Source organism: Nonomuraea sp. NPDC049607 (assembly GCF_040675375.1).
Taxonomy (GTDB): Bacteria; Actinomycetota; Actinomycetes; order Streptosporangiales; family Streptosporangiaceae; genus Nonomuraea.
Map to the genome: position 1 here is coordinate 31,496 of NZ_JBFAOV010000033.1, position 26,050 is coordinate 57,545.

Here is a 26,050-nt window from a genome sequence, read left to right on the forward strand (position 1 = left end):
GGGGGATGTGAGAGGAAAGGTACTGGTGACACCGACCCGACCGAGCCCCGGGAAGCCGGTCCGCTCAGGAAACCGGCCTCCCGGAGGCAGGCCCGGTCACTCCTCGGGGAAGTGGCAGCTCACCTGTCGTCCCCGTACCGTCGTGAGCACGGGCGGCTCCGTCCGGCACAGCGACCGGGCCTTCGGGCAGCGCGGATGGAAGGCGCAGCCGGGCGGCGGCGCGAGCGGGCTGGGCGGGTCGCCGTGCAGGACGATGCGCTCCCGCGCGGCCTCCACCTCCGGATCGGGCACCGGCACGGCCGACAGCAGCGTGCGCGTGTACGGATGGGCGGGATCGGCGTAGACGGTGGCCGAGGAGCCGGTTTCCACGATCCGGCCCAGGTACATGACGGCGACCGTCTCGCACATGTGCCGCACCACCGACAGGTCGTGCGCGATGAACAGGTAGCCGAGCCCGAGGTCGGCCCGCAGGTCGGCGAGCAGGTTGACGATCTGGGCCTGGATGGACACGTCCAGCGCCGAGACCGGCTCGTCGCAGACGACCAGGCGGGGGCGGGAGGCGAGCGCGCGGGCGATGCCGATCCGCTGCGCCTGGCCGCCGGAGAACTCGTGGGGGTAGCGGTCGGCGTGCTCGGCGTCCAGTCCGACGAGCCTGAGCAGCTCGACGACGCCGTCCCGGTCCACGGTCCGGCGCGGCCCGGCGACGATCTGCCGGACGGTGTGGCGCGGGTTCAGCGACGCGTACGGGTCCTGGAAGATCATCTGGAGCCGTCCGCGCATCGGCAGCAGGGCCCGGGGGCCCAGGTGGGTGATGTCCTGGCCGTCGAAGGTGACGGTCCCGCCGGTGGGCTCCAGCAGCCGGACGATCATGCGCCCGGTCGTGGACTTGCCGCAGCCCGACTCGCCCACCAGCCCGAGCGCCTGGCCCTCGGGCACGTCGAAGCTCACGCCGTCCACCGCCCGGACCCGTTGCCCGCGGCGTACGGGGAAGGTCATCCGCAGGTCGCGTACGGAGAGCATCAGTGGTCGGCTCCTTCCAGGTGGCACGCGACCCGGTGGGGCTCGCCCGCGAGCGGCGGTCGCGTGGTCGCGCAGACGTCGAGGGCGGCCGGGCAGCGCGGGTGGAACCGGCAGCCCGGTGGCGGCGCGAGCAGCGAGGGAGGCGCTCCCGCGATGGCCCGCAGCCGGGCACGGCCCGGGTCCGCGCCGGGCACCGAGTCCAGCAGGGCCCGCGTGTACGGGTGCAGCGGCCGTTTGAAGATCTCCCTGGCCGGCGCGTGCTCGACGGTCCGGCCGCCGTACATGACCAGGACGTCGTCGGCCATGCGCGCCACCACGCCCAGGTCGTGGGTGATCAGGACGACCGCGAGCCCCCGGTCGCGCTGGATGCGCGCGATCAGGTCGAGGATCTGCGCCTGGACGGTCACGTCCAGCGCCGTCGTCGGCTCGTCGGCGATCAGCACGCCCGGCTCGCAGGCCAGCGCCATCGCGATCATCACCCGTTGCCGCATGCCGCCCGAGAAGCGGTGCGGGTGCTCCCCGGCGCGCCGCCGCGGCTCCGGGATGCCCACCTCGGCCAGCATCTCGACCGCCCGCTCACGAGCCACCCGCCTGCCGGTACGGCGGTGCAGCCGGTACGCCTCGGCGATCTGCTCCCCCACGGTGAAGAACGGATGCAGCGACGACAGCGGATCCTGGAAGATCATCGAAACCGCGCTGCCGCGCAGCCGGCGCAGCCGTTCGGCCGGGGCGCCGACGAGCTCCTCCCCGTCGAGCTCGATCGACCCGGCGACGGTCGCCCGGCGGTGCAGCCCGAGCACGGACAGCGCGGTCACCGACTTGCCCGACCCGGACTCGCCGACGACGCCCAGGGTGCGCCCCCGCGCCACGCCGAACGACACGCCGTCCACGATCCGGACGTCGCCGAAGCTCACGGACAGGTCGCGCACGGAAAGGATCACGAGTACCTCACCCTGGGGTCGATGACCGCGTAGACCAGGTCCACGAGCAGGTTGGCCAGCACGATGAAGAAGGCCGCGAGCAGCGTCGTGCCGAGGATCACGGGCTGGTCGGACTTGACGATGCCGTCGTAGGCCAGCCGGCCCACGCCGGGCAGGCCGTACACGGTCTCGGTGATCATCGCGCCGGCGAGCAGGCCGCCCAGGTCCATGCCGAAGACGGTGACGACCGGGGTCATGGCCGCGCGCATGCCGTGCTTGGCGACCACGGTCCGCTCGTGCAGGCCCTTGGCGCGGGCCGTCCTGATGTACGGCTCGGCCATCGTCTCGATCATCTGCGCGCGGGTGAGCCTGGCGTACATGGCGGCGTACAGGGCGGCCAGCGTGACCCAGGGCAGGATCAGGTTGCCGGCCCAGGCGGCGGGGTCGTCGGTGAGCGGCACGTACGCCGGGTACGGCAGCAGCCCCGTCACCCGTACCACCAGCAGGAGCAGGACCATCGCCACGAAGTAGACCGGCAGGGAGGCGCTGGTCAGCGTGGCGATCATCAGCGTCCGGTCCAGGGCGCTCCCCCGGCGCAGCGCCGACACCACCCCGACCGTGACGCCCACGACCAGCCACAGCAGGGCCGCGCCGATCGCCAGGGACGTGCTGGCCCCGAGCCGGTCGATCAGCAGGTCCCAGACCGGCAGCGCGTTCTGGTAGGAGAACCCGAGGCAGGGCACGTGGCAGCCGGGACGTCCGGCGAAGATGCCCGCGACGTAGCCGCCGAACTGCTCCCACAGCGGCCGGTCCAGCCCCATCTGCGCGCGCACCTCGGCGACCCGCTCGGGCGTGCAGGTCTTGCCGCACGCCTGGACCGCCGGGTCCGACGGCAGCACGTAGAAGATCACGAAGGTCACCGCGCAGATCACCAGCAGCACTCCGGCGACCGCGAGGGCCCGTCTGACCAGGTACGACGTCACTGCGCCGCCCCCTTGGGGTCGATGGCGTCGCGCAGGGCGTCGCCGAGGAGGGTGAAGGCGAGCACGGTCAGGAACAGGCAGGTGCCGGGGATGAGCAGGTACATCGGGTCCACCTCGTACCAGAGCATCGCCTCCTGGATCATCTGCCCCCAGGAGGCGGTCGGCGGGCGCACCCCGACGCCGAGGAACGACAGCGCCGCCTCGGTGCCGATGTTGGCGGGCACGGCGAGCGTCGCGTACACGAGGATCGGCGCGGTGATGTTGGGCATGATCTCGCGGAAGACGATGACGCCGTTCAGCGCGCCGCCGACCCGGGCGGCGTCCACGTACTCGCGGTGCTTGACGGAGATCGCCTGCCCGCGCACGATCCGCCCGATGTACGGCCAGCCGAACCCGCCCATCACGCACACGAGCAGGACCATGCGGTCGCCGTCGGGCATGACCGAGATGAGGGCGATCATGAAGATCAGGCTCGGGAACGACATGAGCAGGTCCATGGTCCGGCTGATCACCGCGTCCGCCCAGCCGCCGAGGTAGCCGGCCAGCAGGCCGAACACGGTGCCGAGCAGCACCGACACCAGGGTCGCCAGGGTGGAGACGAGCAGCGAGACGCGGGCGCCGTACACGATGCGGCTGAAGACGTCGCGGCCGTTGACGGGCTCGACGCCGAGCCAGTGCTCGCCGCTGACGCCGCCCAGCATCCCCTTGGGCACGCCCGCGAGTTCCTGGTCGATGGCGGCCGGGTCGAAGGCGTCCGGCGGCCAGCCGTTCACCTGGGTGAGCAGCGGCGCGGCGAGCGCGACCAGCACCAGGACCGTCACCACAGCCAGCCCGAACCGGGCGGCGGAGCCGCCCAGCAGGCGCCTGCGGACCAGCCGGGCGGGCGGGCTCGCCGTGACGACCGTCGCCGTCATGTCCGGATCCGCCGGAATCCGGGGTAGCCGTTCCTCACTGCTGCTTCACCCCCAGGACGGCGAAGTCGAGCTGCCCGGACCAGACGGGATGGCCCACGGCGCCGGAGACGCCCTTGCCGACCAGGATCGGCTTGCGGTCCCACGCGTACGGCACCGCGGGCGAGGACTGCATGACCTGCCGGTCGAGGTCGATCCAGGCGGCCTCGGCGGCCTTCGGGTCGCTCATCGACTGGATCTCGTCGATGCGCTTCTCCACGGCCTCGTCCTTGAACTGCCAGACGTTGCCCGAGTTGCCCTTCTCGACGATCGTGCGCCCGTCGAACAGCAGCGGCAGGAACGTCGCCCCGGACGGGTAGTCGGGGCACCAGCCGTAGGTGAACAGGTCGGGCGTCTTGGCGGTGTCGCCGACGGTGTCGTAGTAGACCGAGGGATCGACGGGGGTGAGCACGACCTCGACGCCGGCCCGCTTCAGCGACGCCTGCACGGCCTCGCCGAGCGCCTTGTCACCGGTCGAGATCGTCATCCGGACGTTCAGGGTCCGGCCGCCGAGCAGGGCCTTGGCCTTCTCGACGTCGCCGCCCGGGGGCAGGCGGAACACGTCCTGCGGCGTGCCGCCCGACAAGGCCGGCGGCAGGTACGAGGTGGCGATCGAGGTCATGGCCGGGCCGCCGGCGGCGGTCTGGAGGGCCTGCTTGTCCAGGGCGAAGTGCACCGCCTGCCGGGTCTTCACGTCGTCGAAGGGCGGCTTGGAGGTGTTGAAGCCGATCATGTCGGTGCACCCCGACATAGCGTTGACCAGCCGGGACTTCACGTCGGGCCGGGGCAGGATCTTGGCCAGGCTGGCGGCGCTGACGTCGGTGTAGGCGATCGAGGTGGCGTCCTCGCCCCTGCTCTCGATGAGCCGGTCGTCGATCACGCCCTGCCGCAGGCCCTGCTTGACCACGATGCGGTCGGGCGCGGCCTTGCGCACCGGGTCGGTGGCCGCCGACCAGTGCGGGTTGCGGACGAGGACCATCTCCTTGCCGCGGTCGTAGCGCTCGATCTTGTACGGCCCGGAGGAGAAGGGCCGGTTGTCGTACTGCGCCACGGTCTCCTTCGCGGCCGGCACCGGCGCGAACGTCGGCAGCGTCACCGTGGAGGAGAACTCGGCGACCGGCCGCTTGAGGCGGAAGACGATGGTCCTGTCGTCCGGGGTCTCGATCGAGTCCAGGTGCCTGCCCTTCAGCGGACCCTTGTAGCCGTCCGCGTCGGCCAGGTAGAGCTGGGCGTAGTTGGGGCCACCGGGCAGCTCGGGGGCGAAGGAACGCTCCACGTTGTACTTGATGTCCTTCGAGACGACCGGGGTGCCGTCCTCGTACTTCACGCCCTCCTTGAGGGTGAAGGTCCACACCTTGCCCCCTTCGGAGGCGGTCCCCAGGTCGGTGGCCAGATCCGGGACGATCTCGTGGCTGCCTGCCTTGAAGGTGGTGAGGGTGCGGTACAGCAGCCGGATGCCGAAGTCCATCTGGGGCATCGTCCAGTTGCGGGCCGGGTCCAGGTGGGAGAAGTCCTGGTTGGACAGGATCGTCAGGGTCCCGCCCCCGGCCGCCGCCGGCGCGGGCGCGGCGGCCTTGCCGCCGCCGCAGGCCGCCACGCCGAGCAGCAGCCCCGCGGTCAGCACGTTACGGAGAGTCACGGATCACTCCAGTGAGGTGAGAGGGGCCCGGGCCGGGACCGGCGGGAGGGGGTTCGCCGGCCCCGGCGCCCGGGCGGTCTAGTACTCGGTCTTGACGCTCGCGCCCGAGAAGGTCTGCGCGGCGTGGAGGCTGATGTAGTTGTAACCGGCGGGGGGGTTGTTGATCACCAGGGTCTCGGCGTTGCCCGACGCGGTGGAGCGCTGGGTGTAGGCCGAGGTGGTGGCCCAGGTGGCGGCGTTGTAGTAGAGGTCGGCGTTCCCGGTGCCGCCGGAGGCGGTGATGGTCAGCCGGGCCGTCCCCGCGGGCAGGTAGATGTAGAGGTAGGCGTAGTTGCCCTGGGTGGCCGACAGGTTGCCGCGCTTGCAGTTCCTGTCGAGCTTGCGGGTGTCGGAGGCGGTGCACTCGGGCGTCGAGCCGCCGCCGGTCGAGACGGTGACCTGCTTCGACGTCGTCCCGGTGGCGCCGCCGTTGTCGGTGACGGTCAGCGTGACCGTGTACGTGCCCTGCGCCGCGTAGGCGTGCGACGGGTTGGCCGTGGTGGAGGTGGCGCCGTCGCCGAAGTCCCAGCGGCGGGAGGCGATGGTGCCGTCGGAGTCGGTGGAGGTGTCGGTGAAGGAGGCGGTCAGTCCGCTGGCCGTGGAGGTGAAGTTCGCGGTGGGCGCCTGGTTGCCGGTGCCGCCTCCGGAGCACGCCCCGGCCGCGCAGGCGGCGAGCCAGGTGTTCCAGTCGGAGTCGTAGCGGCTGCCGATCGTGCTGGTCAGGAAGGACCTGGCGGTGCTCCACGCGCCGCTCCGGTACGAGCCCAGCAGCGTCGCGACGTCGGCCGGGTGCTTCTCGAACATGTAGCGGACGGCCAGGTAGCCCCACCGGTAGATGCGGGTGGTGTCATGGTCGTAGGTGGTGTTCCACAGCGTGCTGAGGGCGTACGTGCGGTTGCCGGCCTCGGTGATCGCCGCGTCGTAGACGACCTTGCGGTAGGAGTAGGAGACGTACTCGGCGAAGCCCTCGATCCACCAGATGGTCGGCGTGCTCACCCCGGCGTTGAAGTCGCCGTACATGTCGAAGCGGCCGTCGAGGTAGTGGGTGTACTCGTGGTTGAGGTTCCAGATCTGGAAGTCGGGGCGCAGCCACTCGGCCTCGTAGGCGATGAACCTGGGCTGGTTGCCCGCGGCGGCGGGGTCGCCCTCCAGGTACATGCCCCCGTTGTTCGTGTCGATCCCGAAGATCGCGCCGGCGTAGGTCTGGTAGTCGGTGCTGGAGTCGAAGACCACCACTTCCAGCGTGGTGTTGTTGTCGTTCGCGACCGGGCCGTTGTCCTTGACCAGGTTGTGGAAGAAGGCGTCCTGGTTGGCCAGGCTGGCGCAGGTGGAGGCGAGCTGGCTGGCGGTGACGTCCTGGGCGCGGATCCTGATGCTGGCGCTGCACGTGTGGGTGATCGGCAGCACAGTGGTCGCCAGGCGGTTCGCCAGGTCGCAGGTGCCGTAGTAGGAGCAGTTGGCCTTGTCGTAGGCGTCGGTCATCTCGGCCACGCCCACCCACAGCGGCGCGGTGGCGCCGGTGATGGCGCTGCGGCTGATCAGGTTCTTGGCCAGCGGCCGGACGACGGCCTGCAACGCCGTGTGCTGCAGGAAGCGGCCCAGCTCGCGCCCGGCGTTGGAGACGAGATAGGAGCGGTCGGTGCCGAGCATGTTGAGGTGGTTCGTGGCGAAGGAGTTGAGGGTGTCGAGCACGCTGCGGTCGGCCTGCACGGCGCTGACGAACGCGGGCACCTGGTGGCCGCGGAACAGCACGGTGTAGACGTTGTTGACCGCGTTGAGCATCCACCACGACGCGTCGTAGGAGCTGTTGTAGCCGTCGAGCAGGCGCTTGACCACGTACAGGTAGCGGTCGTTCTGCTCGGCGCTGTCGATGAGGGTGACGGCCTCGGCCAGCACCTCGCCGTTGGCGTCGCTGACGGTCGAGGACCGGGAGGAGGCGAAGAAGGCGTCCAGGCCGGACCGGATCGCGGTGATGAGCGCCTGGCCGTAGGTGCCGACGTCGCCGGAGTTGTACCAGTGGACGTAGTAGCCGGCGCGCAGGTAGAGGACCAGTTGCGCGGTGCCGGTGGAGTTGTCGCCCGGGTAGTTCGCCGAGTTGTCGCGCAGGGCGTAGGCGACGGTCGTCATCTGCGCCTCGCGGAAGGCGTTGTAGGCGTCCGTGCCGGTCAGCATGAACAGGGTGTTGACGCAGTCGGTGGCGCTGGCCTTGATCTGCTGGACCAGGGCGCTGCCGGTGCGGCTGGTGAAGTCGGAGACGTTGCAGGCGGCGGCCGCCGCGACGCCCTTGCGCGCCGACGGTCTCGGGCGCTGCGGCTGCGTGGCGGGTTCGTCGTAGTCGCGGCGCAGGGCGTCCTTGGCCGCGGGCTGGGGGGCCCGGTCACGGGTGTCGAGCCGGGTCTTGCTGACGTGCGGGGCTTCGTCGGACGGGGCCGCGAGGCGGGCGGCCGGGGGCGGTTCGGCCGTCGCGCTCGCGGGTGCCGCGGCGAACGGGGAGAGAAGGGCTAAGGCGGCCAGGGGAACGACGAGCCGCCAGCCGTGCAGGACCTTGCGCACAAGAACCTCCGGGGGGTATCCGCATGGATGCGAGGTCGGGTACGAGTGTGCGGTCCGTCCGGAGGGCGTGGTCATACGACGCCGCATAAGTGTTGCCTATGGGCGTCTCGAATACGTCGCCAAGAGCCATCACATGTCACATAATCCTGAGCTATGGACCTGGATCTCCGGCATCTCCGAATGGTCTGTACGATCGCCGAAGCGGGCAGCGTCACCAAGGCGGCCGCGCGCCTGGGGCTGTCCCAACCGGCGATCACCACCCAGCTCCGCAGAATCGAGGAGATGGTGGGTGGTGAGCTGTTCACCCGCAGCCGGAACGGCGTCCAACCCACCCAGCTCGGACGTCAGGTCATCGCCCGTGCCCGGATCGTCCTGTCGGAGATCGACGCCCTCTTCGGCGACCTGCACGACGCGAACCCGTCCGTCACCGGGCTCCGGCTCGGGTGCAGCCACCTGGCGTGCGTGGCCAGCGTGGTGGACCGGGTCGGCGAGGCGTTACCCGGCCGGTCGATCTCCCTGCGCATCGAGCCGTCCAGCGTGCAGCTCGCCGACGCGCTCACCCACGGCCAGCTCGACGCCGCGCTCATGGGCATGATCGAGGGCTTCGACGTCACCCTCACGCCGCCCGTCGTCACCCGCACGCTGGTGCCCAGGTATCCCATCTTCGTGGCCATGTCCGCCGGGCACCCGCTGGCCGAACAGCCAGAGGTGCACCTGTCCGACCTCAGGAACGAGCGCTGGATCAGCCCGCCCGGCGCCGACGACGGCTCGCTCGCCGCCCTGCGCGCCTCCTGCCGGGCCGCCGGATTCGAGCCGGACGTGCGCTACGACGCCCCCAGCGGGGCCGGGCGCCCGCTGGTCGCCGCCGGGCTGGGCGTGCGCCTGGTGGACCCGACCTGGCCGGTGCCCGAGGGCACCGCCGTACGGCCGCTGGTGGGCGAGCCGCAGGTCGGGCACCTGGTCATGGCCTGGCGCAGGGACCTGATCGGCCCCGACGCGGCGGCGGCCATCTACCGCGGGCTCGCCGCCGCCTTCGAGGACCACATCGACGACAACCCCATCTTCCGCCAGTGGTGGGACGAGCACCCGGGCGCCCATCCCCTCCCCTGACGCCCCGCGATCAGCGCGCCAGCCGCAGCGTGACCAGCTCGAACGGCCGCAACGTCACCGGGATCGACGGGCCGGGCCGCTCGGGCTCGGCCAGCGGGCGCTCCAGCAGGTCGGTCACGGTCACCGAGGTGACGGGGAAGCCGGCCGTGAGCGTGGCCGCCGCCCGTCCGCCGCGCGACTCGTGGAAGCGCACGACCACGTCGCCGCTGCCGTCGTCGGCCAGCTTGACCGCGGTGATCACGACCGCGTCGTCGTCCACCGTGACCAGCGGCGCCACCTCGGCGTCGCCGGACAGCACCCGTTCGGGCAGGTTGACGAACCAGCCCTCGCGCACCGCGTCGCCGATCGTCGCGCCGGGCAGCAGGGCGTGCCGGAAGGCGTGCCTGCCCTGGTCGGTCTCGGGGTCGGGGAAGCGGGGGGCGCGCAGCAGCGACACCCGCAGGGTCGTGGTGGTGCCGCCGTCCTCGCGGACCGTGCGGGTCACGTCGTGGCCGTAGGTGGAGTCGTTGACCACGGCCACGCCCCAGCCGGGCTCCTCCAGGTGCACGAACTTGTGGTTGCACGCCTCGAACTTGGCCGCCTCCCAGCTCGTGTTGGTGTGGGTGGCGCGGTAGGCGTGGCCGTACTGGCTCTCGGAGGCGTAGCGCTCGGCCCGCACGTCGAGCGGGAAGGCCAGCTTGAGGAACTTCTCGGTCTCGTGCCAGTCGACCTCGGTGGCGATGTCGACGCGCCGCCCGTGCAGCGAGATCACCTGCGTGACGGACGAGCCGCCGAACGAGCGGGTGACCCGGACCGAGCCCGGCCGCTCGCCTGCCGTCACCTCGTCGGCGTCGGTGAGGTCGCGGACGGTGTTGCGGTAGAACTCGTCCACGTCCCAGGCGTCCCACATGTTGGGGAAGTCCTGGTGGAGCTGGAGCAGGTTGGCGGCCTGGCCGGGGGGCAGGGTCTCGCGCCGGGCGCGCAGGTCGTAGGCGGAGACGATCAGGCCGCGCCCGTCCACCTCGACCCGGAGCAGGCCGTTGTCCAGCACGTAGCCGCCGCCCTCCCGGGGTTCCCTGCCGGTCGCGGCCGCCGGTACGGCCGCGGCCGCGCCACCGGCCGGGACGCCGTCGCGGGCGTGCGGGGCCGCGTTGAAGACCAGTTCGCGGGAGCCGTCCCCGGCCAGGGCCCGCTGGGCGCCGGCGATCAGGCCGTTCAGCTCCTCGGCCAGCGCCGCGTAGGTGTTCCTGGCCTCGCGGTGCACCCAGGCGATCGACGAGCCGGGCAGGATGTCGTGGAACTGGTGCAGCAGCACCGTCTTCCAGATGCGGTCGAGCTGCTCGTACGGATACGGCGCCCCGGCCCGTACGGCGGCCGTGGCGGCCCACAGCTCGGCCTCGCGCAGCAGCGACTCGCTGCGCCGGTTGCCCTGCTTGGTCTTGGCCTGGCTGGTCAGCGTGGCCCGGTGCAGCTCCAGGTAGAGCTCGCCCACCCAGACCGGCGGACTGGGATACTCGGCCTCGGCCTTGGCGAAGAAGTCGGCCGGGGTCTCCCAGGTGACGGTGGCCGAGCCCTCCAGGTCGCGCAGCCGGGCGGCCTTGGCCACCATCTCGCGGGTCGTGCCGCCGCCGCCGTCGCCCCACCCGGTGGGGGCCAGCGAGTGCCGGGCGACGCCCTTGTCCTTGAAGTTGCGGGCGGCGTGCGCGATCTCCCTGCCGTTCATCGAGCAGTTGTAGGTGTCGACCGGCGGGAAGTGGGTGAACACCCGCGTCCCGTCGATGCCCTCCCACAGGAACGTGTGGTGCGGGAACGTGTTCGTCCGGCTCCAGGAGATCTTCTGGGTGAGCAGCCGCTTCGAGCCCGCCGCCTTGATGATCTGCGGCAGCCCGGCCGCGAAGCCGAACGTGTCCGGCAGCCACACCTCCTCGTTGTCGACGCCGAACTCGTCGATGAAGAAGCGCTTGCCGTGCACGAACTGGCGGGCCATGGCCTCGGAGCCGGGCATGTTCGTGTCGGACTCCACCCACATGCCGCCGGCCGGGACGAACCGCCCGGCCGCCACGGCCTTGGTCACCTTGGCCCACACCTCGGGCCGGTGCTCCTTGATCCACGCCCACTGCTGGGCCTGCGACATCGCGAAGACGAACTCCGGCTCGTCGGCCAGCAGCGCCGTCATGTTGGAGGCCGTACGGGCCACCTTCCGGACGGTCTCGCGCAGCGGCCAGAGCCAGGCCGAGTCGATGTGCGCGTGCCCGACCGCGCTGATCCGGTGGGCCGAGGGCACGGCGGGCGCGGACAGCACTCCGGCCAGCTCGGCGCGGGCGGCCTCGGCGGTGGCGTTGACGTCCTGGAGGTCGATCGCGTCCAGGGCGCGGTCGATCGCCCGGGTCAGCTCGGAGCGGCGGCCGCTGTCGGCGGGCAGCTCGTGCATCAGCTCCCCGGCCACCTCCAGGTCGAGGATCAGGTTCCACACCGTCTCGTCGAACACGGCCAGGTCCATGCGCACCAGCCGGTACTGCGGCTCGGCGCCCGCCGTCTCCCTGTCGCCGAGCGGGGTGGGCACGAACGGCTTGTAGCCGAGCACGACCGGGTTGGAGGCCGCCTCGATCCGCAGCTCGACCTGCTCGCCGCCGGTCACCGGCGCGCCGACGCGCACCCACTGGTTACGCGGGTTGAGCCCCTTCACCGGCGCGCCGTCGGGCAGGTAGACCAGGCCCTCGCACTGGAAGCCCGGCATGTTCTCGTCGAAGCCGAGGTCGAGCACCGCCTCGACGGTCCGGCCCGCCCAGTCCTGCGGGACCGTGCCGGTCACCGTGAACCAGCTCGTGCCCCACGGCGCGCCCCACGCCGTGCCGACCGCGATCGGCTCGGCGGGCGCGGCCAGCCCTTCGGCGACGGGCACGGGCTCGCCCGGCGCGTGCCAGACGCGTACGTCCATCGGCACGGACTCGGGGTAGACGGCCGGACGCAGACGTTCGTCCAGCACGCGCTTGAGACGGGCTTCGACCAGTGTGCGGTCGTCATGCATCGGAGAGCTCCCTAGAGGTGGCGGGTCAACCCTTGATCGCGCCTTCCGCGACGCCCCTGAAGAAGAAGCGCTGGAGGGACGCGAACACGATCACGATCGGCAGGAAGGAGATCATCGTGCCCGCCGCGATGAGGCGGGGGTTGGCCGTGAACGTGCCGTTGAGGTACTGCAGGCCCACGGTCAGCGTGTAGTGGTCGGGGTCGTTGAGCACGATGAGTGGCCACAGGAAGTCGTCCCAAGCGCCGATGAACGCGAAGATCGTGATCACACTCAGCATGCCACGGACGTTCGGCAGCCCGATATGGCGCAACCGCTGCCATGCGGTCGCCCCGTCGATGATCGCGGCCTCGTCCATCTCGGGCGGGATCGAGCTGAAGGCGACCCGCATGAGCAGCACGTTCAGCATGCCGATCGCGCCGGGCAGCGCCACGCCGGGCAGCGTGTCGGCCAGGCCGAGGTCGCGGACGATCACGTACTTGGACACGATCGTCACCTCCTCCGGCAGCACCAGTGTGGCCAGGAACGCGCCCAGCAGCAGCTTGGCGCCCCGGAAGCGCAGCTTGGCCAGGGCGTAGCCGGCCAGCGTGGCGCCGACGGCGTTGCCGGTGACCACGATGGCCGCCACGACCACCGAGTTGGCGGCGTACGACCAGACCGGGATCGTGCGGGCGACCTCCACGAAGTTGTCCAGCGTGGGGTGCTCGGGCAGGAAGGCCGGCGTGCTGGTGTAGATGTCCTCGTCCAGGCTCTTCAGCGACGTGGACAGCTGCCACAGGAACGGCGAGACGGTGATCGCCAGCATCAGCAGTAGCAGCGCGTACCGCAGCGCCCGCTCCCCCGGCGAGATCGTGTTGAGCGAGCCCCCACCCATGGGGCGGCGCCGGTGGGCCGGGTCGGTGCGCGCCACCTCAGGCCGCCTTCCTGTCGAGCCGCAGCAGCAGGAGCATCGGGCCGATCGTGATCACCAGCAGCACGAGGCTCAGCGTGGAGGCGTAGCCGAGATGGCCGGAGAAGCCGCGGCTGTACATCTGGATCAGCATGACCAGCGACATGTCGCGCCCGCCGGGGCCGCCGGTGCCGTTCGACAGCACGTACAGCTCGGAGAAGACGCGCAGCGCCGACACCGACACCAGGACCGAGACCAGCAGCATGGTGTTGCGCACGCCGGGGACGGTGACGCTCCAGAACCTGCGGATCGCGCTCGCGCCGTCCACGGCGGCCGCCTCGTGCAGCTCCCGCCGGACGTTCCCGAGCGCCGACAGGTAGATGATCATGTAGTAGCCGAGGCCCTTCCACACGGTCAGGCTGATCGCGCTGAACAGCAGCAGCCACCGGTCGGTCAGGAACGGCACCGGCGCGGCGACCACGCCCAGCCACTGTGCGAAGCCGTTGACCAGGCCCCGGTCGTCCAGCAGCCAGCCCCAGATCAGCGCCACCACCACGGCCGAGGCCACGACGGGCGTGTAGAAGGCGGTGCGGAAGAACATGATCCCGGGCAGCCGCTTCTCCACCAGGATCGCGATCAGCAGCGGCAGCATCGTCAGCAGCGGCAGGCAGACCAGCATGAACACGACGCTGTTGACCAGCGCGTCCACGAGCTGGTCGTCGTTCAGCACCCGTTCGGCGTTGGCCAGGCCGGTGAAATGCCCGCCGCCGAGCGGCTTGGCGTTCGTGAACGACAGCACGATCGTGTTGATCGAGGGCCAGACGTTGAACGCCACCAGCCAGACGGCGGCGGGCAGCACCAGCAGCCACGGCGTGAACCAGCGGCGGTGGGTCATCGGCCGCTCAGCTCGTGAGCAGTTCGTTGCACTTCGCCACCGACTTGTCCAGCGCCTCCTTGGAGCCGATCTCGCCGCTGATCGCCGCCGCGAACTGCTGCCTGATGTACTTGCTCATCGCCTCGGTCACCTCGTACGGCTGCAACACCTTGGCCTTGGCCAGCGAGGTGAACGCGGTGACCTTGGCGTCGCCGGAGTTCGTGCCGTCGCTCTTGCTGAAGAACGGGTCGGCCGACGACGCCTTGGTGCTGGGGAAGATGTTGACCAGGTGGGCGAAGGCGGCCTGGTTCTCGGCGTTGGTCACCCAGCGGGCCAGGGCGAGCGCGGCGGGCGGGTTCTTGGTCTTCGCGGAGACCGACAGGCCCTGGACGTACAGCGGGGGCACGTCCCAGACCGGCGAGGAGACCACCTTGGGCGCCAGCGTCGGGTTGTCGGTGGCCAGGCTGGTGATGTAGTTGCCGCCGCCGGTCGTCCAGGCGACCGTGCCCTCGTTGAACAGCTTGGCGTTGCCCGCGTAGGTGTCGGTCAGCACGTCGCGCGGCAGCAGGCCGTCCTTGAACGCCGCCCGGTAGCGGTCGAGCACGGCGACGGCCTCGGGGGTGTTGAAGACGAAGCTCTTGCCGTCGTCGGCGAGGATCTTGACGCCCGCCTGGGTGAGGTCGCCCAGCTCGGGGCGGCGGCTCATCAGGTAGACCTTGCCGCCGGACTTCTCCTTGACCGTCCTGGCCTGCGCGATCAGCTCGTCCAGGGCCGCCGGCGGCTTGGCCGGGTCGAGGCCGTACTTCTTGAGCAGCTCGGAGTTCCAGTAGTTGACGTCGGTGTTGAGGTACCAGGGGTAGCCGTAGACGCCGTCGTGGCCGGAGAACCGGTACGCCTCGACGCCGCCGGGGACGTACTCGTCGGCCAGCTTGGCGTCGGCCCGGCCGACGTCGAGTAACAGCCCCTGCTTGACCAGGGGCAGCGCGAAGTCCGGCGGCAGGTTGGTGACGTCGGGCAGGGTGCCGCCGGCCGCCTGGCTCAGCACCTTCTCGGAGTAGCCGTCGGCCGGCTGGTCGAGCCATTCGACCTCGACGCCCGGGTACTTCTTCTCGAAGGCGTCGATGACGCCCTGGACGTAGTCGGTGAACTTGGGCTTCAGCGCCCACGTCTGGAGGCTCACCTTGCCCTTGACCTCGCCGGTCAGGCTCGCGCTCGGCACTGCCGGTCCTTGTTCCGAACCCTGCTCCGCGCCGCCGAGCCCGCAGCTCGTGGTGATCATCGTGGCGGCCACGGCCAGTCCTGCCCAGTACCTTCGCATGAAGCACTCCTTCTGGGAACTAAACCGCTCTAGTTGCGGGACTATCCACCGGGCTACACTGCGGTGTCAATAGATGAGACGAATCCGTGAGGAGCCAGCCGTGGGCCGACCGACGATCGCCGACATCGCCGAGAGGGTCGGGGTGTCGAAGGGCGCGGTGTCGTTCGCACTCAACGGCCGTCCCGGCGTCAGCGAGGCGACCAGGGCCCGCATCCTCCAGGCCGCCAAGGAGATGAACTGGCGGCCCCACAGCGCGGCCAGGGCGCTCGGCGGGTCCAGGGCCGAGGCCGTCGGGCTGGTCATCGCCCGGCCGGCCAGCACGCTGGGCGTGGAGCCGTTCTTCGCCCAGCTCCTGTCGGGGCTGCAGGCCAGCCTGTCGGCCCAGTCGGTGGCCATGCACCTGCTGGTGGTCGAGGACGTCGAGGCCGAGATCGAGGTCTACCGCGAATGGGCCTCCGCGCACCGCGTGGACGGGTTCATCATGGTCGACCCGCAGGTCCGCGACCCGCGCATCGACGCCCTCCAGGAGCTGGAGGTGCCCGCCGTGGTGCTCGGCGGGCCGGGTGGCCACGGGTCGCTGTCGAGCGTGTGGGCCGACGACCGCGAGGCGATGCTCTCGGTGGTCGACTACCTGGCCGCGCTCGGCCACCGGCGCGTGGCGCACGTGGCCGGGCTGCCGCGCTTCCGCCACACGCAGCGGCGGATGCGCGCGCTGCGCGACTCCGTGCGCAGGCTCGGGCTGGTCGAGGCGGTGTCGGTGCCGACCGACTTCAGCGACGCCGAGGGCGCCGCCGCCACCAGGGCACTGCTGTCGCGCGGGCGGCGGCCCACCGCGATCGTCTACGACAGCGACGTGATGGCGCTGGCCGGGCTCGGGGTGGCGGGCGAGATGGGGGTGCGCGTGCCGGACGAGCTGTCCATCGTGGCCTTCGACGACTCGGTGCTGACCCGGGTCACGCATCCGGCGATCACGTCGTTGTCGCGGGACACGTTCGCGCTGGGCGGGCAGGTGGCCGAGGTGCTGCTGGAGCTGATCGCCGACCCGGGGCGGCGGCGCGACCTCAAGACCGCCACGCCGCGCCTGGTCGTCCGCGAGAGCACCGCGCCGCCGTCCCGCGACGCCTGACCGCCTTCCGGCCGGTTCCGGCGGGCCGCCGCGCCCTCCTGGGAGCGGTGTCTTGGCAAGCGGACTAAACCGATTTAGGGTTCGGGGAGTTCCGATCGACTCCTCGGAGGACGTGTGCCCTTCCCCTTGCGTTTCGGCGCCAACTACGTGCCCGCGGAGGGCTGGTTCTACAGCTGGCTCGACTTCTCGGCCGACGCCGCCCGCCGCGACCTGGCCGACCTGGCCGGAATCGGCCTCGACCACATCCGGATATTTCCGGTCTGGCCGTGGATTCAGCCCAATCGCTCGCTGATCCGGCAGCGCGGCATCGACGACGTGCTCGCCCTCATCGACATCGCCGCCGAGTTCGGCCTCGACGTCTGCGTCGACCTCCTCCAGGGCCACCTGTCCAGCTTCGACTTCCTGCCGTCCTGGGTGCTCACCTGGCACCGGCGCAGCCTGTTCACCGACCGGGACGTCCGCGACGGCCTGGCCGCGTACGTCGACCGGCTCACCCGCGAGGTCGCCACCCGCGGCAACGTGTTCGCCGTGACGCTGGGCAACGAGGTCGACAACCTCTTCCCGGCCAACGGCACCACGCCGGACGCGTCCTCGGCCTGGGCCGCCGAGCTGGTCGGCGTGGCCCGCGCCGCCGCCCCCCGCCTGCTCGCCCTCCACTCCCTCTACGACGCCACCTGGTACGACCCCGGCCACCCCTTCCACCCGGCCGACACCGTCGAGCTGGGCGACCTGACCACCGTGCACTCGTGGGTGTTCAACGGCGTGTCCGCCCTCGACGGCCCGCTCGGCCCCGCGACCGTCTCCCACGCCGACTACCTGGTCGAGCTGGCCGCCGCCACCAGCGCCGACCCGGACAGGCCGGTGTGGCTCCAGGAGGTCGGCGCGCCCGCCCCGGACGTGCCCGCCGCCGACGCGCCCGCGTTCGTGCGCGGAATGCTCGACCTGGTCACCGCCAACCCGGCGCTCTACGGCGTCACCTGGTGGTGCTCCCACGACCTCGACCGCTCGCTGGCCGACTTCCCGGAACGCGAGTACGACCTCGGCCTGTTCACCGTCGACCACCGGATCAAGCCGGCCACTCGGGAGCTGGCCGCCGTGATCGCCGAGCACCGCCGCTCCGGCGGCGCCCGGCAGGCGGACGGCGGCGGCAGGCCCGCGCTCGTCTGCGAGCCCGACCTCGCGACCGAGCCCGGCCGGCGCGGCGAGGTCGCGCCGGGCAGCCCCTTCCACGCCGAGTGGGTACGGCTGCGCCGATCGGGGCCGGTGGCCATCGTCACCAAGGCCCGCAGCGCGGACGCCGCGCATCTTCAAGCTCGGGGGATCGACACCGTCCTGACCCAGGCATGAGACAAGGAGCTCAGATGCCACGCAGGCTGTTATCCACCTTGTGCGCGGCGGCCTCATTGGCCGCCGCGCTGGTCGCGGGCCCGGCCCAGGCCACCGCGGCCCAGCCCGGCGACCAGCCGTACGCCTCCTACTGGTACCCGGACACCATCCTGTCGTGGGACCCGGCGACCGACCCCGACGCCCGCTTCAACCGTTCCCGGGTGCCGCTGCGGCCCAGGATCCAGGACCCGGCGCTGAAGGCCAACGCGAACGCCCGTGCCGGGGAGGGCCGCATCGCCTCGCTGGTGTCGTTCGGCCCGACCTCGAACAACCCGTCGCAGGGCTCGTACGACCCGGCCTACTACGCCTTCGGCTACTGGCAGTACGTCGACACGCTGGTCTTCTGGGGCGGCTCGGCGGGCGAGGGCCTGATCCTGGCCCCGAACCCCACGGTCATCGACGCCGCCCACCGCAACGGCGTGAAGGTGTACGGAACGGTCTTCTTCCCGCCCACCGCCTACGGCGGCCAGATCCAGTGGGTGCGCGACTTCGTCCGGAAGTCCGGTTCCTCGTACGTGGTGGCCGACAAGCTCGTCCAGGTGGCCCAGCACTACGGGTTCGACGGCTGGTTCGTCAACCAGGAGACCGCCGGCGGCGACGCGTCCCTGGCGACCGAGCTGCGGTCGCTGATGAAGTACGCCAGGGCCAAGGGCCCGGTCGAGTTCATGTGGTACGACGCCATGACCGAGAGCGGCTCGGTCTCCTGGCAGAACGCCCTGACCACCGCCAACGACGCCTTCCTGGCCGATCCGGCCAAGGTCTCCGACTCGATGTTCCTGAACTTCGGCTGGTCGGCGAGCGGTCTGGCCTCCTCCCGCGACCGGGCCGGCTCGCTCGGCCGCAGCGGGTACGAGCTCTACTCCGGCATCGACACCGAGGCGAACGGCTACGGGACGGGCGTGTCCTGGGACGCGCTGTTCCCCGCCGGCCGGCCGCACGTCACCTCGCTCGGCCTCTACCGCCCGGAATGGACGTGGAAGTCCTCCTCCGGCCGCGACGACTTCCGCACCAAGGACGCCCGCTACTGGGTGGGCGCGAACGGCGACCCGTCGAACACCTCGACGTCCTCCTCGTGGAAGGGCCTGGCCACGTACGTCGCGGAGTCCAGCGCGGTCACCGCGAAGCCCTTCGTGACCGGGTTCAACGCGGGACAGGGCGACTTCTACAACGTCGGCGGCCTCCGGGTGCGGACCGGCGGCTGGAACAACCTCTCGCTCCAGGACGTGCCGCCCACCTACCAGTGGCTGGTCTCGTCCGCCGGGACCAGGCTCACGCCCTCGATCGACTTCGGCGACGCCTACGAGGGCGGCTCCTCGCTGCGTCTGCGCGGCCGTCTGGACTCGGTCAACACCGTCCGGCTCTACCAGACGAAGCTGCCGGTGGCCGCCGACACCAAGCTCTCGGTCGTGTTCAAGGCTCCGGCGGCGGGCGCGACGAACCTGCGGGCGGCCGTCGCCTTCACCGACGCGCCCACCACGTTCACCACGTTCGACCTCGGCTCGGCGGCGGGCACCGGCTGGGAGCGCAGGACGCTCGACCTGTCCGCCCACGCCGGGAAGACGATCGCCCAGCTCGGCCTCCAGGCCGCCGGGAGCAACGACGCCTACGACATCCGCGTCGGCCAGCTCTCTGTCCACGACGGCGCGGTGGACGTTCCCGCCGCCCCCACCGGCGTGAGCGTGCTCGGCGTCACCGACGTGTCGGCCGGCCGCAAGTCGCTCCGCCTGTCCTGGTCGGGCTCCGGCCAGGCCCACCACTACGACGTCTACCGGCGCAACCCCGACGGGACGCGCACCTACCTGGGCGGCACCCCGAACGACGCCTACTTCGTCCCGCAGCTCGACCGGGTGGGCACGGAGACCTCGACCACGATCGACGTCGAGGCGGTCTCCCCCGAGTACGGCCGCTCCCCCGCCGCCTCCACCACGGTCGCCTGGGGAGGCGACCCCGGCGAGAGCAACCTGGCGCTCGGCCGGCCCGCCACCGCCTCCGGCCAGTGCAACGCGGACGAGGGCCCGGCCAAGGCCGTCAACGGCAGCGTGTCCGGCGGGAACGCCGACAAGTGGTGCGCCCTGACCAGCACGAAGTGGCTGGAGGTGGACCTCGGCTCGGCGAAACAGCTCACCCGGTTCGTGGTCAGGCACGCCCAGGCCGGCGGCGAGCAGGCGAGCTGGAACACCCGTGACTTCACCGTCCAGGTGCGCTCGTCCGCCTCGGACCCGTGGACCACGGCGGTCACGGTCACCGGCAACACCACCGGGACCAGCACGCACCCGGTCACCTCGACCGCCCGGTACGTGCGGCTGAACATCACCAAGCCCGCGCAGGACTCCGACCCCGCGGCCCGGATCTACGAGTTCGAGGTCTGGGGCTCCTGACGGGGGGCGAGGTGCCGGCCCGCCTGCCCGGGCCGGCACCTCAATCCGCCGTGCGCAGCGGGAAGTGGCAGGCCACCTGATGGGCGCCGCCCGCCAGCGGCGGTTCGGTCTCGCAGATCTCCTGGGCGAGCGGGCAGCGCGTCCTGAACCGGCATCCCGTGGGCGGGTTCTGCGCGCTGGGCAGCTCGCCCTTGATCGCCACGCTCTCGCGCGGTGCCACACCGGGCTCGGCGGACGGCACGGCCTCGATCAGCGCCTGCGTGTACGGGTGCCGGGCGGCCCTGACGACGTCGCGGGCGGGCCCGACCTCGACGAGCTTGCCCAGGTACATGACGCCGATCCGGTCGGACATGTAGTCCACGACGGACAGGTCGTGGCTGATGAACACGTACGACAGGCCCAGCTCGCGCTGGAGGTCGCGCATGAGGTTGAGCACCTGGGCCTGGATGGAGACGTCGAGCGCGCTGACGGGCTCGTCGCACACGATCAGCCGCGGCTCCAGGGCCAGCGACCTGGCCAGCCCGATGCGCTGGAGCTGGCCACCGGAGAACTCGTGCGGGTACCGGTCGAGCACCCGTCGCGGCAGGCCCACCTGATCCAGCAGGGTGCCGATGCGGGAGCGGCGGCCGGCCCGGTCGCCGGCCTGCTGGATCTCCAGGGGTTCGGACAGGATGGAGTCGATGCGCATGCGCGGGTTCATCGCCGCGTAGCTGTCCTGGAACATGAGCTGGACCCGCCGGTGCATGCGGCGGCGGGCGCGCCGGTCGAGCGTGGCGATGTCGGCGCCGTCCACCACGATCTGCCCGGAGGTCGGCTCCTCCAGGCCGACGATCAGCCGGCCCACGGTCGACTTGCCGCAGCCCGACTCGCCCACGAGCCCGAACGTCTCGCCGGGGCGCACGTCGAAGCCGACCCCGGCGACGGCGCTCACCTGCGGCGCCTTGCGGCCCAGCGACCCCGTGCCGTCGTAGTTCTTGACCAGCTCGCGGACGGACAGGATCGGCGCGACCTCGTCCTGCGGCCCGGCCCGGCCGGGCACCGGCGCGGCGACCTCGGCGCGCGCCCGCGGCTGGAGCACCGGGTGCAGGCAGGCGTGCTGGTGCTCGTCGCCGGACAGGGTCACGTCGGTGGTGCGGCACTCCTCGGTCGCGAACCGGCAGCGGGGTGCGAACCGGCAGCCGGTCATCGGCCGGGACAGGTCCGGCGGCAGGCCGGGGATGCTGTAGAGCGCGCCGCCCTCGTGGCCGGCCGCGCCGGGCAGCGACTCCATGAGCGCCTCGGTGTAGCGGTGGCGCGGCTGCCGGAACAGTTCGGCGGTGGTCGCGGCCTCGACCACGCGGCCGGCGTACATGACGGCGACGCGGTCGGCGCGGCTGGCGATCACGCCCAGGTCGTGGGTGACCAGGACGACCGCCATCTGGAACTCCTCGCGCAGGTCATCGATGAGTTCGAGGATCTGGCGCTGGGTGGTGACGTCGAGCGCGGTGGTCGGCTCGTCGGCGATGAGCAGCCGGGGCGAGCAGACCAGGGCCATGGCGATGACCACGCGCTGGCGCATGCCGCCGGAGAGCTGGTGCGGGTAGGCGTCGGCGATCTTGTCGGGACGCGGCATGCCGACCCGCCGCAGGATCTCGATCGCCCGCTCACGCGCCTGCGCCTTGCCGACGCCCTGGTGGACCCGGAGCGGCTCGGCGACCTGGGCGCCGATGCGCATGGTGGGGTTGAGCGAGGTGAGCGGGTCCTGGAACACCATGCCCATCTCGACGCCGCGGATCCTGCGCATCTCGGCGGGCGGCAGGGACAGCAGGTCGCGGCCCTCGAACAGGATCTCGCCGCCGACGACGTGGCCGCCGGACGGCAGCAGGCCCATGATCGACAGTGCGGTCATGGTCTTGCCGCTGCCCGACTCGCCCACGATGCCGAGCGTCTCGCCCTGCCGCACCTCCAGGTTGACGTGGTCGAGGGCGTGCACGACGCCCTGACGCAGCGGGATGTCGGTGCTGACGTCGCGCAGGCGCAGCAAAGGGGTCATGTTCCGTTCCTCCTAGCGCCGCCGGAGGCGGACCTCGAAGACGTCCCTCAGCCCGTCGCCGATGAAGTTGAAGGCGAGGACGATGAGGATGATGGCGATCCCGGGCGGGTACAGCAGCCACCAGTAGCCGCTGTAGGTGTTGGCGAGGCCGTCGGAGAGCATCCCGCCCCAGTTCGCCGCGGGTGGCGGCACGCCGAGGCCGAGGAAGGACAGGTAGGCGACGTACAGGATGGCGTCGGCGACCTGGAAGGTGGCGTTGACGATCACGGTCCCGATGGCGTTGGGGATGATGTGCCGCCGTACGGCCCTGCCGCCGGTGCCGCCCATCGACCGCATGGCCTGGACGTACTCGCGCGAGCGCAGGGTCAGCGCCTCGCCGCGGACCAGCCGGGCCGGGCCCAGCCAGGCGAAGGCGCCGATGATGAGGACGAGCATCGGCACGGTCGGCGTGACGATGGTCGCCATCAGCATGAACAGGAACAGCGAGGGGATCGACATCATCGCGTCGACGACCCGCATCATGGCCGCGTCCACCCAGCCGCTGGTGAAGCCGGCGATGGCGCCCCAGATCGTGCCGACGACCGTGGCCAGCACGCCGGCGGCCAGCCCGACGACGATGGACGTCTGCCCGCCGAGCAGCAGGCGGCCGAGCTGGTCGTAGCCGACGCCGTCGGTGCCCAGCGGGTGCCCGGGGGTGCCGGGGGCCAGGTAGACCGAGGCGAGGTCGGTGTGCACCTGGTCGGTCCGGTAGAACAGCGGCCCGAGGAAGCACAGGCCGCCCAGCACGACGAAGATGACCAGGCCCACCAGGGCGAGGCGGTTCTCGGCGAAGACGGTCAGCGCCTGGCGCCACTGGCCGCGTACGGGTGCCTCGTCGGCGGGGACCGGCGTGCCGGCCGCCTCGGCGGGTGCGGTCATGAGCGGGCCGCCGTCCTGAGCCGTACGCGGGGGTCCACGGCGGCGTACAGCAGGTCGGCGAGCAAAGCGCCGAGGACGGTCGCGACCGCGATGATCAGGGTGACGCCGAACAGGATCGGGAAGTCCCGCTTCAGCGCCGCCTGCCAGAAGAGCTGGCCCATGCCCGGGTAGTTGAACAGGGCCTCGACGACCAGGGCGCCGCTGAACAGCGCGGGCAGGTACATCCCGAGCAGCGTGATGACCGGGAACAGGCCGTTGCGCAGCGTGTGCCGGGCGACGACGCGCGCCTCCGACAGGCCCTTGCTGCGGGCGGTGCGCACGTAGTTCTCGTTGAGGTTGTCGACCATCGAGGAGCGCACGTACCGCGAGTAGACGGCGACGGTCACGATGGCGAGCGTGATGGTGGGCAGGACGAGCCCGGCCGGATCGGCGAGCACCTCGCCCAGGGTGAACCCCTGCGAGGCCTCCGGCGGCAGGATCGGCCACACCTGGGAGAAGAGAATGATCATCATGAGACCCATGAAGAAGATCGGCGTGGCGTAGGCCAGCAGCGACAGGGTGGTGATCGTGTAGTCGGGCCACCTGTTGCGCCGCATCGCCTGGACGACGCCGAGCGGGATGGCGACGACGACGGCCAGCATCGTCGAGAACAGCGACAGCACCATGGTCTTGGGCAGCCGCTGGCCGATGGCCTCGGCCACCGACTGGTTGAGCTGGAAGGAGTAGCCGAGGTCGCCGCGCAGGAGGCGGCCGATGAACATGACGTACTGCTGGATCCAGGGGCGGTCGTAGCCCATCTCGTGGTCGAACGCCGCGAGCTGCGCCAGCGTCGCGTCCTTGCCCAGGGTGGCCCGCGCCGCGCCGCCCGGCAGGAGATGCAGGATGACGAACGTGATCATCGTGACCAGCACGACGATGATCAGGGCCTGGCCCAAGCGGGTGATCAGATACCGGGCCACGCGTGGACCCTCCTTGCTCCGGGGACCCCGGCGGCCCCCGCACGGGCCGCCGGAGTGGGGGACTGTCTCAGCTCTTCCAGGACCAGTCCTGGAAGAACATGTTGTTCATCGGGTCCTGCGTCACGCCCTGGAGCCCGGAACGGTACGCCGAGATCTGGTAGACGGGGTTCGGCATCCACAACACCGGCAGGTCCTGGGCCAGACGGTCGTTGTACGCCTTCAGCGTCGCCTCGTCGTCGGAGAACTGGGTGGCCTCGATGAGCTTGTCGGACTCGGCGTCGCTGTAGCTGCCCAGGTTGACCGGGGCGCCGGTGGCGAACAGCCGCTCGCCGCTGGGGAAGGCCGGGTAGTACCAGCTGCCCTGCGAGCCGAAGTACGACATGTCCCACGAGCACTCGGAGTCGGAGGACTTGCAGGCCGGGGTGACCGCGACCGAGTCCGGCACCTCCTTGATGGTGAGCTGGATGCCCAGCTTGGCCATCTGCGACTTGATCTCGGCGAACATCTTGGTCGTCGCGGAGAAGCCGGTCTGGCTGGTGACGGTGAAGGCCAGCTTCGCACCGGACTCGATGCCCTCACCGCACTGGTCGGCGCCGGCGCCCGGCTTCTGGCAGGTCGTCTGGCCGTCGGGGGTCACCTGCCAGCCGTGGCTCTCCAGGAGCTGCTTGGCCTTGGCCGGGTCGAAGGAGTAGGCGCAGCCTTCGCTGGACCCGTTCGTGCCGGGCTTGGCCGGGACGGGACCGCAGGTCGGGGCGGCCATGCCGGACCAGATGGCCTTGCTGATGGTCGGCTGGTCGATGAGCGACTGCAGGGCCTGGCGCAGGTAGAGCTGCTTGAACAGGGGGCCCGAGGCGGGGTTGTTGAAGTTCAGCTGGAGGTAGGTGATGGACCAGCCGTACCAGGGGGCGATCTGGTAGCCCTTCGACTCCAGGTACTTCTGCTGCGACAGGTTGGCCGGCGGCACGTAGCCGTAGTCGATCTGACCGGCGCGCAGCACGTTGAACTCGGAGTCGTCGCTGGTGAAGGGGCGCAGCGTCACCGACTTGAGCTTCGGCTTGTCGGAGCCGGAGTAGTTCGGGCGCGCGGTGAGGACGACCTCGCCGTTCGGCACGTACTTCTCCAGCTTCCACGGGCCGCTGTTGACCTGCCACAGCTCGTTGGTCGCGTACGTCTTGGGGTCCTTCGACGCGGCGGTGAGGAAGTCGAAGACCTTCCGGGCGCCCTCGGGCGTGGTGTCGAGGTCGCTCACCTTGCCCGTCGCCGAGTCCTTGTCCCAGACGTGCTGGGGCAGCGGCACGATGCGGTTGAGCTGGTTGCCGACGAACCACCCGGTGTTGTACGTCTTCGTGGTCGTCAGGGAGAAGGTCTTGTCGTCCTTCACCTTGAACTCGGCGATGTTGTCCGGGAAGCCGCCTTCGCGGTAGGACGCCCACTTGTCCTTGTTCGCGGTGACGAGGTTCCACCAGAACTGGATGTCACGGGTGGTGACGGGCTTGCCGTCGGACCACGTGTTGTCCTTCAGGGTGATCGTCAGCGTCTTGCCGCCGTCGCTCACCTCGGGCGGTCCGGCCATCGAGCGCTCGGGGTCGATGTTGTACTTCGCCGAACCGTCCAGCAGGTACTCGTACACGTGACGGTACTGGGCGGAGCCGAAGATGACGTTCTCGCCCTGGGTGAAGCCGGGCGCCGAAATCGGCAGGATCCAGTTCGGGGTCCTGAGGGCGACGGTCACGCCGTCCTTGGTCTGGCCCCCGCTCTGGGCGCCCTTCTGCGCGCCGCCGGCGGACCCGCTGCACGCGGTCAGCGCCAGCCCGATGGCCAGCACGCCCGTCAGGGCGCCGGTGCCGCGGAGCCCGCGCCGGTGGAATCTGCTCCCCATGGGATCTCCTCGGTTGACGTCGCACGGCGCCCTGCGCTTTCCGGAGGGCCTGGTGCGTTCAATGCGGAGAATG

General features: G+C 71.0%; 18 protein-coding genes. 4 read left to right on the top strand and 14 right to left on the bottom strand.

All coding sequences use genetic code 11. From position 1 onward, the window contains the following. Positions 1 to 96: 96 nt before the first annotated feature. From AB0J97_RS40855 to AB0J97_RS40880, 6 genes are all read right to left on the bottom strand, one after another. Positions 97 to 1,020, bottom strand: coding sequence for an ABC transporter ATP-binding protein (locus AB0J97_RS40855; protein WP_364099501.1), 924 nt, complete (start codon positions 1,018 to 1,020; stop codon positions 97 to 99). Continuing rightward, a complete protein-coding gene (locus AB0J97_RS40860) occupies positions 1,020 to 1,961 on the bottom strand; it encodes an ABC transporter ATP-binding protein (RefSeq protein WP_357706816.1) in 942 nt (313 codons plus the stop codon). The genes AB0J97_RS40855 and AB0J97_RS40860 overlap by 1 nt, the downstream gene beginning before the upstream one ends. Continuing rightward, positions 1,958 to 2,923, bottom strand: coding sequence for an ABC transporter permease (locus AB0J97_RS40865; protein WP_364099505.1), 966 nt, complete (start codon positions 2,921 to 2,923; stop codon positions 1,958 to 1,960). Before AB0J97_RS40865 ends, AB0J97_RS40860 begins: the two co-directional genes overlap by 4 nt. Further along, on the bottom strand, positions 2,920 to 3,837 hold the full coding sequence (locus tag AB0J97_RS40870) for an ABC transporter permease (protein WP_364099508.1): 918 nt from the start codon (positions 3,835 to 3,837) through the stop codon (positions 2,920 to 2,922). Before AB0J97_RS40870 ends, AB0J97_RS40865 begins: the two co-directional genes overlap by 4 nt. A gap of 34 nt (positions 3,838 to 3,871) precedes the next feature. After that, the gene (locus AB0J97_RS40875; RefSeq protein WP_364099511.1) at positions 3,872 to 5,512 is read right to left on the bottom strand and encodes an ABC transporter substrate-binding protein; all 1,641 of its coding nucleotides are present in this window, start codon (positions 5,510 to 5,512) and stop codon (positions 3,872 to 3,874) included. Between the two features lie 78 nt (positions 5,513 to 5,590). Continuing rightward, positions 5,591 to 8,104: a collagenase gene (locus tag AB0J97_RS40880; protein ID WP_364099514.1), complete on the bottom strand. Its 2,514-nt coding sequence runs from the start codon at positions 8,102 to 8,104 to the stop codon at positions 5,591 to 5,593. 153 nt (positions 8,105 to 8,257) lie between these two features. Here AB0J97_RS40880 and AB0J97_RS40885 point away from each other — a divergent pair, with 153 nt between their 5' ends. After that, complete coding sequence (locus AB0J97_RS40885; RefSeq protein ID WP_364099517.1) at positions 8,258 to 9,214, top strand: LysR family transcriptional regulator; 957 nt, start codon at positions 8,258 to 8,260, stop codon at positions 9,212 to 9,214. A 10-nt stretch (positions 9,215 to 9,224) separates the two neighbouring features. On the opposite strand, the gene AB0J97_RS40890 is transcribed toward AB0J97_RS40885, so the two are convergent. The 4 genes from AB0J97_RS40890 to AB0J97_RS40905 are packed head-to-tail and all read right to left on the bottom strand — an operon-like array spanning position 9,225 to position 15,299. Then, a complete protein-coding gene (locus AB0J97_RS40890; RefSeq protein ID WP_364099520.1) occupies positions 9,225 to 12,221 on the bottom strand; it encodes a glycoside hydrolase family 38 C-terminal domain-containing protein in 2,997 nt (998 codons plus the stop codon). 25 nt (positions 12,222 to 12,246) lie between these two features. Beyond that, on the bottom strand, positions 12,247 to 13,128 hold the full coding sequence (locus AB0J97_RS40895; protein WP_364099523.1) for a carbohydrate ABC transporter permease: 882 nt from the start codon (positions 13,126 to 13,128) through the stop codon (positions 12,247 to 12,249). 1 nt (position 13,129) lies between these two features. Next, positions 13,130 to 14,002 carry a sugar ABC transporter permease gene (locus AB0J97_RS40900; protein WP_364099526.1) on the bottom strand — a complete coding sequence of 291 codons (873 nt, stop codon included), beginning with the start codon at positions 14,000 to 14,002 and terminating at the stop codon, positions 13,130 to 13,132. A 7-nt stretch (positions 14,003 to 14,009) separates the two neighbouring features. Next, positions 14,010 to 15,299: a sugar ABC transporter substrate-binding protein gene (locus AB0J97_RS40905; protein ID WP_364099529.1), complete on the bottom strand. Its 1,290-nt coding sequence runs from the start codon at positions 15,297 to 15,299 to the stop codon at positions 14,010 to 14,012. Positions 15,300 to 15,399: 100 nt separating this feature from the next. Between AB0J97_RS40905 and AB0J97_RS40910 the strand changes: the two genes are divergently transcribed. The 3 genes from AB0J97_RS40910 (at position 15,400) to AB0J97_RS40920 (ending at position 20,189) form a co-directional block, all read left to right on the top strand. Beyond that, positions 15,400 to 16,425, top strand: a complete 1,026-nt coding sequence (locus tag AB0J97_RS40910) for a LacI family DNA-binding transcriptional regulator (RefSeq protein ID WP_364099533.1) — start codon at positions 15,400 to 15,402, stop codon at positions 16,423 to 16,425. 114 nt (positions 16,426 to 16,539) lie between these two features. Continuing rightward, positions 16,540 to 17,772, top strand: coding sequence for a glycosyl hydrolase (locus tag AB0J97_RS40915; RefSeq protein WP_364099536.1), 1,233 nt, complete (start codon positions 16,540 to 16,542; stop codon positions 17,770 to 17,772). Positions 17,773 to 17,786: 14 nt separating this feature from the next. Further along, positions 17,787 to 20,189: a discoidin domain-containing protein gene (locus AB0J97_RS40920; RefSeq protein WP_364099539.1), complete on the top strand. Its 2,403-nt coding sequence runs from the start codon at positions 17,787 to 17,789 to the stop codon at positions 20,187 to 20,189. Positions 20,190 to 20,229: 40 nt separating this feature from the next. Here AB0J97_RS40920 and AB0J97_RS40925 read toward each other — a convergent pair whose 3' ends face one another. The 4 genes from AB0J97_RS40925 to AB0J97_RS40940 form a co-directional block, all read right to left on the bottom strand. Next, the gene (locus tag AB0J97_RS40925) at positions 20,230 to 22,221 is read right to left on the bottom strand and encodes an ABC transporter ATP-binding protein (protein WP_364099542.1); all 1,992 of its coding nucleotides are present in this window, start codon (positions 22,219 to 22,221) and stop codon (positions 20,230 to 20,232) included. A gap of 12 nt (positions 22,222 to 22,233) precedes the next feature. Then, on the bottom strand, positions 22,234 to 23,139 hold the full coding sequence (locus tag AB0J97_RS40930; protein WP_364099545.1) for an ABC transporter permease: 906 nt from the start codon (positions 23,137 to 23,139) through the stop codon (positions 22,234 to 22,236). Further along, positions 23,136 to 24,098 carry an ABC transporter permease gene (locus AB0J97_RS40935; RefSeq protein ID WP_364099548.1) on the bottom strand — a complete coding sequence of 321 codons (963 nt, stop codon included), beginning with the start codon at positions 24,096 to 24,098 and terminating at the stop codon, positions 23,136 to 23,138. Before AB0J97_RS40935 ends, AB0J97_RS40930 begins: the two co-directional genes overlap by 4 nt. 67 nt (positions 24,099 to 24,165) lie before the next feature. Continuing rightward, positions 24,166 to 25,977 (bottom strand): peptide ABC transporter substrate-binding protein, encoded by a 1,812-nt coding sequence (locus tag AB0J97_RS40940; protein ID WP_364099551.1) that lies wholly within the window; start codon positions 25,975 to 25,977, stop codon positions 24,166 to 24,168. Positions 25,978 to 26,050 lie beyond the last annotated feature (73 nt).